Raw genomic sequence first — 12,860 nt, 5'->3', positions numbered from 1 at the left:
AGCGCCTCCTTGGAAATTTCCTCGGGGTCTTTCCTAGAGAGATGACGACAATGGGTCCAAGCCGAAACGGGTATTGATCGATGCCGATTTTGAATGGATCGGCCCGGTGTCATTCCACCCACGTCGCACTTGCGTCGGCTCCTAATTAGTGTACGATACGTACAGTTATTAAGGGCGCGGCATCGCGCCCTGCCGATCGAGGTGACCGCGCATGACCACGCCACGCGACTATCAGGTGTTTGAAGCAGGTTCAGCGACCTTGCAGGGCGGCGCCGTGTTTCCGCGGCTTTCGCTCGCCTACCAGACCTACGGCACGCTGAATGCGGCCAAGGACAACGTCATCCTTTATCCGACGTCGTTCTCGGCACAGAATACCGACATCGAATGGCTGGTGCAGCCGGGCGGCGCGCTCGATCCCGCGCGCTACTTCATCGTCATCGCCAATCTGTTCGGCAATGGCCTGTCATCCTCGCCCTCGAACTCGGCCGAGGTGCTCGGCGGCGCGCCGTTTCCAGCTTTCACTTACTTTGACGCGGTCGCCATCCAGCACCGGCTGCTGGTCGAGCGGTTCGGCGTGAGCAGGCTCGCGCTGGTCTACGGCTGGTCGATGGGCGGCATGCAGGCCTATCATTGGGCCGCGCGCTATCCCGACCTGGTGGAGCGCGCAGCGGTGGTCTGCGGCAGCGCAAGGTGCTCGCCTTACAACTATGTGTTTCTCGAAGGCGTGAAGGCCGCGCTGACCGCCGATCCCGCCTACCGGGATGGCCGCTTTGTTGACAAGCCGACCGCGGGCCTTCGTGCGATGGGACGCGTTTACGCCGGTTGGGCGATGTCGCATGAATTCTATCGCGAGGAGCTCTGGCGCGCGGCCGGCTTCGACTCGCTGGAAGGCTACCTCGCAGGCTCGTGGGACGGTGCCTTCGCGCGGCGCGACGCCAATGACCTGCTGGCGCAGATCGCGATCTGGCAGGCCGGCGACATCAGCCGCTGCGACGAATTCGGCGGTGACTTCGATCGCGCGCTGGCGGCGATCAAGGCGCATGTCCTGCTGCTGCCGGGACGTACCGACCGCTATTTCGACCCGCGCGACAACGAGGATGAGCTCAGCCGCCTGGTCAATGCGCGCTCGGCCGTGTTGCACGCCATCCCCTCGATCCATGGCCACCGCGCCGGCAATCCGATCAACAACGCGGAAGACCGCGCCTTCATCAACGCCGAAATCTCGGCGCTCCTCCAACGCTGACAGGTGAGACGACCATGAGCACGACAGAGACCAGCAATGCCGGACCTCGCCTGAAGCCGCTCGACCCGCTGACCTTGCGCGACCTGTCGACCAAGTCGAACCTTGCCGGCGCGGTGCGCGCGGCCAGCCATTACGGGATGATCCTGATCGTGGGCACGCTGATATGGCTGGCCGCTTCGCGTTATGGACTCGCATGGGCGCTGCCGCTGATCGCCATTCAGGGCTACTTCGTTGCGTTTCTGTTCATGGTGGTGCACGAGACCGCGCACAAGACCGCATTTCGCAGCCCCGTGCTCAACCTAGTCGTCGGCAATCTCTCCGCCTTCATGATCGGTTTGCCCTATCAATATTACTGCCTGTTTCACTGGGATCATCATCGCCATACGCAGGATCCGGAGAAGGATCCTGAGCTGATCGTCGGTCCCAGGCCGATGTCCGACACCCAGCTTGCGATCGCCTATTCGGGGCTGCTGCAGGTGTTGGTCCGGATTTGGCTGATGTTCCGGCATGCACTCACCGGGAAGGTGATCGTGCCGTGGATTCCGCAGCACAAGCGCGCATCGATCGTGCGGGAAGCGAGGCTCTATCTCGCCGGATATCTGCTGCTGCTCGCGGCGTCGCTCGCGCTGCACAGTGCGATCCTGCTCTTTGTGTGGATTGTGCCTCTGCTGGCCGGACAGCTCATCCTGCGCCCCTATCTCTACGCAGAGCATACCGGTTGCGAGCGAACGCGAAGCGCGTTCGAGAACACGCGCACCACGATGACCGGCAGGATCATGAAATGGTTCGCCTGGAACATGCCCTATCATGTCGAGCACCATGCCTATCCGACGGTGCCGTTCCATGCGTTGCCGAAGCTGAACGCCATCGTCGATGGCCACATCGTCTATCGCGGCAGCAGCTACCGCGCCGTGACGCGCGAGACCTGGGCCTGGTTTCGCCGCCAGCGGCAGCGCTCGGCCTAAGCGTCGGCGCGCGGCCGCAGCACGAGGTTGACGAGATTGCGGGCATAGGCCGGCGTCAACGGCTTGATGCCGAAGATGTAGCGATAGAACAGGCTGCCGTAGATCGCGTCGTAGATGTCGCCGGGTACCCCCGCCGCGCCGATGCTGCCGTCCTTCTGGCCGGCGGTGATGATCTCCAGCATCCTGGTGCGCCGAAGGCCGAGATAACGCTGGTAGAACAACTCCGCCGTGCCGGTCCTGGAGATGCATTCCGAGATCACTGCGAGCTGCACCCGCCCGAACTCGCCCTGCAACGCCTCGACATAGGTCGCGACATGGCGGCGGATGCGGGCCACCGGATTGCCGGCCTCGGGCAGCGGCACGGCCCGCGAGGCCTGGTCGAGGAAGGCATCGATCAGCAAGGCCTCGCGCGACGGCCACCATTTGTAGATCGTCATCTTCGATACGTTGGAGTGCCTGGCTATCGCGTCGATCGTGGTGGCAGCAAGATCGGTGGTCGCCATCAGCGTATAGGCACTTTGCAGGATCGCGGCCGTGGTCGCAGCCGAGCGCGGCCGGCCGCGCCGCCCGGTTGCCGCATCCTCAGTCTCCGCCTTGCTGCCTGCCATGGCCGGATTCACGTCCTGCGTTTGAATCATCGTTTCATGTATCGGCATAGCATGGAATCGAGCCCTGGATGAGACCAGCGCCGAAACCGGACCGTCACAGCGGGACGTGGCGGGCTTGCGCGCCTGCAACCAAAGTCAGATCATGCCGTTGATAATCGGCATTGGCTTGTGATTCTCGCCGCTCGGCATCGGCCGGCCGGTGGGCAGTAGCGCGAGGACGGCCATGACTGACCTGCTTCGCATCGCCATCGTGGGTTTCGGCGAGATCGCCGGCCGGCAGCACCTGCCTGCGATCGCGAAGACATCAGGCGCTGCGGTCGTTGCGGTGGTCGATCCGGTCAAGACTCCGCCGGGCCTGCCGCATTTCCGCGATCTGCAGGAATTGTTGCGCGATGGGCCGGAGATCGACGCGGTCGCACTGTGCACACCGCCGCAGGCGCGTCATTTGCAAGCTGCCACGGCTCTCGCCGCGGGCAAGCATGTGCTGCTGGAGAAGCCGCCGGGGTCTACGGTCGGCGAACTCACGCCATTGATCGCGGCCGCACAGGAGGCGAACAGGACATTGTTCGCGACATGGCATTCGCGTTACGCACCCGCGATTGGCCCGGCGCGTAAGCTGCTCGCCGGCCGCACGATCAGCAAGGTCACCATCATCTGGAAGGAAGACGTCCGTGTCTGGCATCCCGGCCAGGCCTGGATCTTCGAGGCGGGCGGCTTCGGCGTGTTCGATCCCGGCATCAACGCGCTGTCGATCCTGACCGAGATCCTGCCGCGCTCCGTCTTCATCAAGAGTGCGGTGCTGGACTTTCCCGCCAATCGTGAGGCGCCGATTGCGGCAGCGATCGAACTGTCCGATGGGAGCGGCTTGCCGATCCACGCCGAGTTCGATTTTCGCCAGGCCGGGCCGCCGAGCTGGGACATCCTGTGCGAGACCGAGGCCGGGCCCGTGACGTTGTCGAAAGGCGGACGGCAGCTGCGCGACCGCGACGGGCTGGTGGTCGATGCCGCGGACGATGAATATCCCGCGCTGTATCGCCGCTTTGTCGCGCTGACATCGGGTGGAAAAACCGATGTCGACCTCACGCCCTTGCGGCTCGTGGCCGATAGCTTCATGCTGGGGCGACGGCGCCTCGTCGAGGCGTTCGAGGCCTGAACATGACATCAGCCAGCATTGCGCGCGCCCCCTTCGGCACATTGCACGACGGCACCGTGGTCGAACGCGTGACGTTGCGCGGCGATCATGGCTTTGAAGCCGCGATTCTTCCCTTCGGCGCCACGCTGCAAGCGCTACTGGCGCCCGATCGCGGCGGGCATTGCGACGACGTCGTGCTCGGCCACGACGCGTTCGATGGTTACCTCACGCAGCGCAAATTCTTCGGCGCGACCATCGGGCGCTACGCCAACCGCATCGCCGCCGCGCGCTTTGTGCTCGACGGGGAGGCGGTGACACTCGACGCCAACAACGGCCCCAACGCGCTGCATGGCGGGCCGCAGGGCTTTGATCGCAGGCTGTGGCGGATCGTCGAACTGTCGGATCAGCCGGGGCCAACGCTGGTGCTGGAACGCGAAAGCCCCCATGGCGAAGAGGGTTATCCGGGTACTCTCCAGACACGGGTGACCTATCGCGTGCACGCTCCGATGGAACTCTCGGTCACCTATGAGGCGACGACCGACCGGCCGACCTGCCTCAATCTCACCAATCACAGCTTCTTCAATCTCGATGGCGCGCGCTCCGGCACGCAGATCCTGGATCACCGGCTGACGATCGCGTCCGACCATTTCCTCGCGGTGGACGCCACCGCGATCCCGTTGCCGGGCCCGTCGCGGCCGGTCGACGGCACGCCGTTCGACTTCCGCAAACCGACGGCGATCGGCGCGCGGATCAGGATGAATGACGAGCAGCTGCGGCTCGGGCGCGGCTACGACCACAATTTCTGCCTGGCCGCGGGGACGGGCCTTCGCTTTGCCGCGCGCCTCGAGGCGCCGCACAGCGGCCGCGTGATGGAGCTGTTCACCGATCAGCCGGGATTGCAGTTCTATTCCGGCAATTTCCTCGACGGCTCGACCGCGGGTAAGGGCGATCGGCTGTATCGCCAATCCGACGCGCTTTGTCTCGAGCCGCATGCCTGGCCGGATACACCGAACCGGCCCGATTTTCCGTCGGCGCGGCTCGATCCCGGGCAGATCTATCGGCGCAGTATCGTCTACCGCTTTTCAACCGTGTGAGTGACGCCATGACCGATCGTGCCGCCGAGCCGCTTCTCGAAGAGGTGCCGACATCCGTGCTGTCGGCCGAGCGTTGTCATCTCGGTGAGGGCCCGACCTATGATGCCGCGACCGACACCGCCTGGTGGTTCGACATCCGCGAGCGTCGCCTGTTCGAGCATCGTCTTGCAGATGGCCGCACGATCATTCACGCGCTGCCGAAGATGGCGAGCGCGTTGGCGCGGATCGATGGCGAGCGGCAGCTGATCCTGACCGAAGATGGGCTTTATGTGCGGCAGGTCGCCGGCGGCCATCTGGAGCTGTTCGCCGCGCTGGAGGCCGACAATCCGGTGACGCGCTCCAACGATGCGCGGGTGCACCCGTCGGGCACGTTCTGGCTCGGCACCATGGGGCGCCAGGCCGAGCAGGGCGCGGGCGCGATCTACGCGCTGCAGGGCGGCCGTATCACGCGGCTTTATCCCGGGATCACGATCCCGAACGCGATCTGCTTTTCGCCCGCAGGCGATGTCGGCTATTTCGCTGACACCGCGACCAACGTGCTGCATCGTGTGCCGCTCGATCCGGCAACGGGATTGCCGACCGGCGAGCCGATTGATCTGATCAGACGTCAAGGCAGCGGCGGGCTCGACGGTGCGGTCGTCGACGCCGACGGGATGATCTGGAACGCGCGCTGGGGCGGCGGCTGCGTCGATGTCTACGATCCTTCAGGCCGGCACCTGCGCTCGCTGAAGGTGCCGGCGCGCCAATCGAGTTGTCCGGCCTTTGTCGGCCGCGATTTCTCGCGCGTACTGGTCACCTCGGCCTGGCAGGACATGGATGCGGCGCAGCGCGCCGCTGATCCCGGACACGGTCAAACCTTCCTGCTCGATGCCGCGGCACGCGGCCGTGCCGAGCCCGACGTCAAGCTGTCCTGATTGCGGCCTATGGCCGCCTTGTTGACGTGACCTGAATATTTGGACGATAGTACAAATATGGTCCGCAAACCTGCCAAATCCAACGTGAAGGCCGCCGCGAAGGACACGAGCACCCGCAAGCCGAACATGCGCGAGGCGATCCTTGCCGCGGCGGAGGAGTTGTTTTCGACGTATGGCTTCAACGCCGTCTCGGTGCGCGACATCGCGCAGGCCGCCGGCGCCAATCCCGGCAGCGTGACCTATCATTTCAAGACCAAGGACGGCCTGCTGCTCGAGATCTATCGGCGCCATTGCGGCCCGATGAACCGGCGGCGCTCCGAGCTTTTGGCGGCGGCCCGGCGGGTGCGCGATGTGCAGGACAGGCTGGAGGCGATCGTGCGCGCCTATGTGCTGCCGGCCTTCACCTCTGGCAGCGACCTTGCCGGCGGCGGGACGCGGTTCACGCGGTTGCGCGCGATCATGTCGGCCGAGGGCAACGAGGTGGTGCGCAAGATCATCGCGCAGACCTTCGACGACACCAGCCATGCCTTCATCGACGCGATCCATGACAGCCTGCCGCATATTCCGCGCACCGACCTGGTCTGGCGCGGCCACTTCCTGCTCGGCGCGCTCTACTACACGCTGGTGACGCCGGAGCGCGTCTCGCGGCTGTCGCGCGGCAGCGCCGAGGGCACCGATGCCGGCCATGCCATCGAGGAGCTGGTGCGCGCGACCGTTGCCGCGCTGCAGGCTCCGCCGCTCGATCCGGCGATATCAGCGCCGCGCAGGGCGCCGGGCTTTACTCCAGGACGAGCACTGACCTGACCCTGCGGAGTTCATCGCCATGGAGAAACTTCGGCTGCGCGCGGTGCTTGGCAATCACCCGCACATCCAGGCGGTGAAGCGCGGTGAGCTGCGCTCCGACCTGTTCGATCTCGACTTCACCGAGTTCACGCCGACCAACGCTGCCTTCAAGCCGATGGTGCGCGAGCAGGCATTCGACGTCTGCGAGATGGCGATCGTGACCTATCTGATGGCAAGGGCGTACGGCAAGCCGCTGGTGCTGCTGCCGGCGGCGATGGTCGGCCGCTTCCAGCATGGCCACGCGCTCTATCGCGCCGATCGCGGCACGCTTGCGCCTGGTGATCTCGAAGGCAAGCGGGTCGGCATCCGTTCGTTCACGACCACGACGGGGGCGTGGATGCGCGGCATCCTTGCCAATGACCATGGCGTGAACCTCGACCGGATCAATTGGGTGACGTTCGAGGATCCGCATATCGCCGAATATGTCGACCGCACCGAACGGGCGCCGAAGGGCAGCGCCATCATCGAGATGCTGAAGCGCGGCGAGCTCGATGCCGTGCTTGGCGAAACCTCGAGTGATCCGGCGCTCAAGCCGTTGTTCGCCGATCCGGCGGCAGAGGCGGCGCGGTGGTACGCGCGGCATGGCGTCGTGCCGGTCAACCATCTGGTGGTGGTGACCGAACAGCTCGCGACGTCACGGCCCGATGTGGTGCGGAGCCTCTACGATCTCCTCAAGCGCGCCAAGGCGAACGCCGGTCCGGCGGGTGTGCCGGACCTGCTGCCGTTCGGCGTCGAAGCAAACCGCAAGCCGCTCGAACTGATGATCGACTATTGCGCACAGCAGGCGTTGATCCCGCGGCGCGTCACGGTCGACGAGCTGTTCGACGCCACAACACGGGACTTGAATTGATGACAATCTCGAGCGATCCGCGGCAATGGCAGGTCGGCATGCTCGGCTATGGCGAGGTCGGACGCATCCTCGCCGAGGATCTGCGCCAGCAGGGTATCAAGGTCGCAGCCTACGACATCAAGCTCGACCGCGGCCAGGGCGCGCCATTGCGCGCGCACGCGGCGGAGACCGGCGTCGTGCTCGCGGAATCGCATGCCGATCTCGCGGCGCGGGCCGATCTCATCATCTCGGCGGTGACGGCGAGCCAGGCGGTCGCCGTGGCCGAAGCCTGCGCGCCGGCAATAGGCAAGGGTGCCTGGTTCCTCGATTTCAACTCGGCCTCGCCCGGGGCCAAGCAACGCGCCGCGGCCCACATCGACGGCGCCGGCGGCCGCTATGTCGAGGGCGCGGTGATGACCTCGCTGCCGCCGTCCCGGATCAAGGTGCCGCTGTTGCTCGGCGGTCGGGGCGCGCGGGAGCTGGCGCCGTCACTGATCGCGCTCGGCTTTGCGGCAAAGGTCGCGAGTGACGAGCTCGGTGTGTCCTCGGCGGTCAAGATGTGCCGCAGCATCATGATCAAGGGCCTCGAGGCCACGGTGATCGAGAGCTTCACCACTGCCCGCGCCTATGGCGTCGAGGATGCGGTGCTTGCCTCGCTCAAGGAGACTTTTCCCGGCATCGACTGGGAGAAGCAGGGCGCCTATTTCTTCCAGCGCGTGATCGAGCACGGCCGGCGGCGCGCCGAAGAGGTGCGCGAGGTGGCGGAGACAGTGCGCGAGGCCGGGCTCACGCCATGGTCAGCTTCCGGCACCGCCGAGCGGCAGGGCTGGGTCGCCGATCTTGCCGACGAGGGCGTGTTCGGGGCCAAGGGAACGGCTGAATTCGCCCGCAGCGCCGATTGGCGCACCGAGGCCGACCGGATTCTCGCGCGCATCAAATCCTGAGGGCAGCTGCGGAGAATCCGCCGCGTTCCCTGTCGGCGCGCAATGCGCTATTGCTCCATGAACAGTTTTGTCTTGGAGACACGCCCATGAAGAATTCCCCCAAGGTCGTCGCCATCACCGGAGCGGCGCGCGGCATCGGCAAGGCCTGCGCCGCGCGCTTCCTGGCCGATGGCGCCAGGGTCGTGATCTCGGATGTCGACGCCGCCGGGCTCGTCCACGCCGCCCAGGAGCTCGGACATGACGATCGGCTGCGGACCGTCGAAGCCGACGTCAGCAAGCGTGCCGATGTCGATCGCATCGTGGCTCACGCGGTGAAGGAGTTCGGTCGGCTCGACGTCATGGTCAACAATGCCGGCGTCGCGCGCAACCGCGACTTCCTCGAGATCAGCGAGGCCGAGTTCGACGACGTGATGGGGATCAACCTCAAGGGCGCGTTCTTCGGCGTCCAGGCCGCGGCGCGCCAGATGATCGCGCAAGGCGGTGGCGGCGTCGTCGTCAACATGTCCTCGGTCAACGCGCTGCTCGCGATCCCCTCGCTTGCGACCTACGCGATGTCCAAGGGCGCCATGAAGCAGCTCACCTCCGTGGCCGCGGTGGCGCTGGCGCCGCACGGCATCCGCGTCGTGGCGGTCGGGCCCGGCACGATCCTGACCGAGATGGTGGCAACGGCGATCTTCTCGTCGGAGGACGCGCGACGCAGCGTGCTGTCGCGTACGCCGGCCGGCCGCTGCGGCGAGCCGAGCGAGGTCGCTTCCGTCGTGGCCTTCCTCGCCAGCGACGATGCCTCCTACATCACGGGACAAACCATCTACCCCGACGGCGGGCGGCTGATCCTCAACTACACGGTGCCGGTCACGGAGAAGAAGTAGGGCGCCGCCAAAATATCGAAAACAACCCCATGCAAAGGAGCCGCCGGTAGCCGGTTGCCGGTCTTCGATCAGGGGGAGTTGACGCGTCGGGCAACTCAGTGGAATAATTCCATTATTCCGAAATCGTGCAAACGGCGTCTCCGAAATGTCGCGAGAACGCCGGCGTATGACTCACAGACCGCGCCGCACTTTCCCGTGTCGTCCCGGCGAAGGCCGGGACCTATAGCCACAAATCCGGATTGTTGCGCGATGCTGGAATGACGAGTCCCTTCAACAACAGCCGCCGCGGAGTATGGGTCCCGGCCTTCGCCGGGACGACGCAGGATAGCTTTCGCCGGGACGACGCCGCAGGGAGCCGCGCACCAGTGTCTCAGGAATACTGGATCACCCGCTTTTCGCGTGCCGGTGATGACACCGCATCGCTACCGGCCCTTGAACTGCGGCTTGCGCTTTTCCATGAAGGCGTTGCGGCCTTCGCGGAAATCGGCGCTGTCCATGCAGTCGATGCCGATCTGCCTGATCGCGGCCATGTCGCGGTCGGCGGGATCCTTCAGCACCTGCGCGATGGTGATCTTGGCGGCCTTGATCGCCAGCGGCGCGTTGCCTGAGATGGTACGCGCGATCTCCATGGTCGCGTCCCAGAGCTCGGCATCCGGCAGCACCCGATCGACGAGGCCGATCCGCAGCGCTTCGGCGCAATCGATCCGCATCCCGGTATACATGATCAGCCGGGCCCATGACGGGCCGACCAGCGACACCAGATGGCGCAGCCCGTCATAGCCGTAGGCGATGCCGAGCTTGGCGGCGGGAATGCCGAACTGGCCGCTGACGCCGGAGATGCGGATATCGGTCAGCATCGCGACCTGCATGCCGCCGCCGAGACAGAAGCCGCGGATGCAGGCGATGGTCGGCTTCGGGTAGTCGGCGAGCAAAGCGCGCTGGGCGGCGCTGCGCCGTGAATATTCCTCGGAGGCTTCCGCGTTATGGCGGGTCTTCTCGAACTGGCTGATGTCGGCGCCCGACACGAAGGCCTTGTCGCCGGCGCCGACCAGGATCACGACACGGACCGCCGGGTTGTCGCGCAGGGCGGTCAGCGCCTCGCCGAGCCCTTCCCACATCTCCAGCGACATCGCATTGCGCTTGTCGGGATTGTTGAAGGTGATGACGCCGACGCCGTCGACCACGCTTTGCAAAATCTTGCCGTCGGCAAGCGATCGATCTGAGGTGTTTGGCATGGCGGGGTCCGGTGTGATTTCGGCTAAGCCTAGCACCCCGGCGGAAGCCGAGGCAGGCCGTTTAGGGCACAGCGCGATTGCATCGGTAGCAGATGTGCCCACGAGCAGACCGACCGATGATTGGTTGCCCGACGGACGAGCCCCACCGGTCCACTAGGCCAGCTGTTCCGGATCGTCGGCCGCGCGCATCCGCGCGATACTGTCCTCCGTCGCTGCGCTACCTGCCGCCGCGATCGCGATCTCGCGCGCCAGATTGGTGCATTCGGCCCACAGCAGGAAGAACACCAGCGGCGGCCGCTCGCGTGCCTCCAGCATCTGCCGGCAGCGGTCAGCAGCGCCGTCGAGCGCCCACCACTGCCGGGCGACGACCATGACCTTGCGGAAGCTGCGCAGCGTGCCGGAGAATTTTTGCGGATCGGCATTCACGATGGCGCCGCAATGGTTCAGCCAGTTCAGCGCCGCATAGATCGCGATGCCGTAGTCCTCGATCGCTGTGCCCGTGAAATCGACGACGGTGCTGTCGTGCGCGCGCTGGCGCAGGAAAGCGTCGATGGTCTCGGCCTGGCTGGCAGGATCGACCAGCAGCGCGGGTTCCTTCCGCGGCACCATCGGGATGTAACGCATCGCCTCGAGGCGGGTGTGCTCCCAGACCGCCCTGGCATCGCCGAGCAGGTCGCCGGGCTTGCGCTTGCAGGCCGGATAGACCAGCACGCCGTTGTCGGCGAGATCGAGATAGCGCGGCACCACCTTGTCGAGCGCGGCGAGAAACGCCGCGGGATCGGTGAGCCCGCGCAGGTCGCTGGCGGCGTCCTCGGCTTGTGCAGGCTTGTTGACGCGTGTCCAGCCGAAATTGGCCATCCCCGGGGCGCCCCGATCCCAACCTGCCGGTCAGGTTAATTGGAAAATGCGGCGATGCAAATGCGGCATTTGCCACTGCGCGCCCGTGCGTGCTGCCGGTTGACGCGGGAAAGCGCCGCGCCTAGCTGATGGTTAACAGCATGCAACGCAGGTTGCCGCCGCTGTCGGGACGCATCGCCATGACCGCTTCGGATCGCCAATCGCATTGGCAGACCGTCTATCTGACCAAGGGCGAGCAGCAGGTGAGCTGGTCGCAAGCCGATCCGCAGCCATCGCTGCGCCTGATCGAATCCGTCGCGCCGGGACGGGATGCGTCGATCACCGACATCGGCGGCGGGGCCTCGCGCCTTGTCGATGCGCTGGTGGCCGGCGGCTTTCATGATCTGACGGTGCTCGATCTCTCCGAAGCGGCGCTGGCGAGCGCGCGAGAGCGGATCGGCGCGAGAGGCGAGGCGGTGCGCTGGGTCGCCGACGATGCGACGGTCTGGCAGCCGCCGCAGGCCTTCGACATCTGGCACGACCGCGCGGCGTTTCATTTCCTGGTCGAGGAGAAGGATCGCGCCGCCTATCTCGACCGGCTGCATCGCGGCGTCAAGGCAGGCGGCCACGCCGTGATCGGCACCTTCGCGCCGGACGGTCCGGAGAAGTGCAGCGGCCTGCCGGTGCGGCGCTATGATTCCGCAACACTCGGCCGGACCATCGGCCCGGCATTCGAGTTGATCGCGCATGAGGCGCACCGGCACGTCACGCCCTGGGGCGCGACGCAGTCGTTCCAGTTCAATGTGCTGCGGCGCAGGTGAGCGGCCGCGGAGGGAGAGGTGAGATGACGGACGCGCCACGGACGATCGGCGAGATCGCGAGCTATCACGCCCATGTCTATTACGATCCCGCAACCAGCCGGGGCGAGGCTGAACGCCTGCGCAACTGGATGGGCGAGCGCTTCCTGGTCACGCTCGGGCGTTGGCACGACGTCAAGGTCGGCCCGCACGATCAGGCGATGTATCAGGTGGCGTTTGCGGCCGAGCTGTTTCCGACCCTGGTGCCGTGGCTGATGCTGAACCACGGCAGCCTGAGCATCCTGGTCCATCCCAATACGACCAATCCGCGCCGCGATCATCGCGACGATCCGCTCTGGATCGGTACGCCGCTCGCCGTCCATGCCGACAAGCTGCCCGAGGAGGCGGACATGGAGCAGGCGCCGGCGCCGAACACGTCGCCGACATTGCGCCCCTGAGCGCCTGAAGCCCGTTGGCCTGATGCGTAAAGTTTGACGCAATTCAATTACAACCAAGTCGTTTCAAACTCATCGCGTTCTGCAACGTCAGG

At 65.7% G+C, this 12,860-nt stretch carries 14 protein-coding genes; 11 read left to right on the top strand and 3 right to left on the bottom strand.

The features are described 5' to 3' along the window. Positions 1-211 precede the first annotated feature (211 nt). Together ACTUWL_RS08830 and ACTUWL_RS08825 are read left to right on the top strand one after the other, a co-directional pair. Positions 212-1,243, top strand: a complete 1,032-nt coding sequence (locus ACTUWL_RS08830) for an alpha/beta fold hydrolase (RefSeq protein ID WP_021075906.1) — start codon at positions 212-214, stop codon at positions 1,241-1,243. A gap of 14 nt (positions 1,244-1,257) precedes the next feature. Further along, a complete protein-coding gene (locus tag ACTUWL_RS08825) occupies positions 1,258-2,208 on the top strand; it encodes a fatty acid desaturase (protein WP_021075907.1) in 951 nt (316 codons plus the stop codon). Here ACTUWL_RS08825 and ACTUWL_RS08820 read toward each other — a convergent pair. Then, positions 2,205-2,816: a TetR/AcrR family transcriptional regulator gene (locus tag ACTUWL_RS08820; RefSeq protein WP_035649511.1), complete on the bottom strand. Its 612-nt coding sequence runs from the start codon at positions 2,814-2,816 to the stop codon at positions 2,205-2,207. The two genes, ACTUWL_RS08825 and ACTUWL_RS08820, sit on opposite strands and share 4 nt — an antisense overlap. Positions 2,817-3,039: 223 nt before the next feature. On the opposite strand from ACTUWL_RS08820, the gene ACTUWL_RS08815 reads away from it, so the two are divergent. From ACTUWL_RS08815 to ACTUWL_RS08785, 7 genes are all read left to right on the top strand, one after another. Continuing rightward, on the top strand, positions 3,040-3,969 hold the full coding sequence (locus tag ACTUWL_RS08815) for a Gfo/Idh/MocA family protein (RefSeq protein ID WP_021075909.1): 930 nt from the start codon (positions 3,040-3,042) through the stop codon (positions 3,967-3,969). A 2-nt stretch (positions 3,970-3,971) separates the two neighbouring features. Further along, positions 3,972-5,042, top strand: a complete 1,071-nt coding sequence (locus ACTUWL_RS08810) for an aldose epimerase family protein (RefSeq protein ID WP_021075910.1) — start codon at positions 3,972-3,974, stop codon at positions 5,040-5,042. 8 nt (positions 5,043-5,050) lie between these two features. Then, the gene (locus ACTUWL_RS08805) at positions 5,051-5,956 is read left to right on the top strand and encodes an SMP-30/gluconolactonase/LRE family protein (RefSeq protein ID WP_021075911.1); all 906 of its coding nucleotides are present in this window, start codon (positions 5,051-5,053) and stop codon (positions 5,954-5,956) included. A 57-nt stretch (positions 5,957-6,013) separates the two neighbouring features. Beyond that, a complete protein-coding gene (locus tag ACTUWL_RS08800; RefSeq protein WP_021075912.1) occupies positions 6,014-6,760 on the top strand; it encodes a TetR/AcrR family transcriptional regulator in 747 nt (248 codons plus the stop codon). Between the two features lie 19 nt (positions 6,761-6,779). Further along, positions 6,780-7,649 carry an ABC transporter substrate-binding protein gene (locus ACTUWL_RS08795; RefSeq protein ID WP_021075913.1) on the top strand — a complete coding sequence of 290 codons (870 nt, stop codon included), beginning with the start codon at positions 6,780-6,782 and terminating at the stop codon, positions 7,647-7,649. Further along, entirely contained in the window at positions 7,649-8,572 is a 924-nt protein-coding gene (locus tag ACTUWL_RS08790) for a DUF1932 domain-containing protein (protein WP_021075914.1), read from the top strand. The genes ACTUWL_RS08795 and ACTUWL_RS08790 overlap by 1 nt, the downstream gene beginning before the upstream one ends. 86 nt (positions 8,573-8,658) lie before the next feature. Next, complete coding sequence (locus tag ACTUWL_RS08785) at positions 8,659-9,441, top strand: SDR family NAD(P)-dependent oxidoreductase (RefSeq protein WP_021075915.1); 783 nt, start codon at positions 8,659-8,661, stop codon at positions 9,439-9,441. Positions 9,442-9,863: 422 nt separating this feature from the next. Here the strand turns inward: ACTUWL_RS08785 and ACTUWL_RS08780 are convergent, their stop codons facing one another. Both ACTUWL_RS08780 and ACTUWL_RS08775 read right to left on the bottom strand, forming a co-directional pair. Next, positions 9,864-10,676, bottom strand: a complete 813-nt coding sequence (locus tag ACTUWL_RS08780) for an enoyl-CoA hydratase (protein ID WP_021075916.1) — start codon at positions 10,674-10,676, stop codon at positions 9,864-9,866. Positions 10,677-10,829: 153 nt separating this feature from the next. Continuing rightward, a complete protein-coding gene (locus ACTUWL_RS08775) occupies positions 10,830-11,534 on the bottom strand; it encodes a hypothetical protein (RefSeq protein ID WP_021075917.1) in 705 nt (234 codons plus the stop codon). A gap of 179 nt (positions 11,535-11,713) precedes the next feature. On the opposite strand from ACTUWL_RS08775, the gene ACTUWL_RS08770 reads away from it, so the two are divergent. Continuing rightward, a complete protein-coding gene (locus tag ACTUWL_RS08770) occupies positions 11,714-12,334 on the top strand; it encodes a class I SAM-dependent methyltransferase (protein WP_021075918.1) in 621 nt (206 codons plus the stop codon). A 23-nt stretch (positions 12,335-12,357) separates the two neighbouring features. After that, a complete protein-coding gene (locus tag ACTUWL_RS08765; protein WP_021075919.1) occupies positions 12,358-12,768 on the top strand; it encodes a DOPA 4,5-dioxygenase family protein in 411 nt (136 codons plus the stop codon). Positions 12,769-12,860: the final 92 nt, after the last annotated feature.

Source organism: Bradyrhizobium sp. WCU1, assembly GCF_053474805.1.
This window is presented reverse-complemented; position numbering and strand designations above follow the sequence as displayed.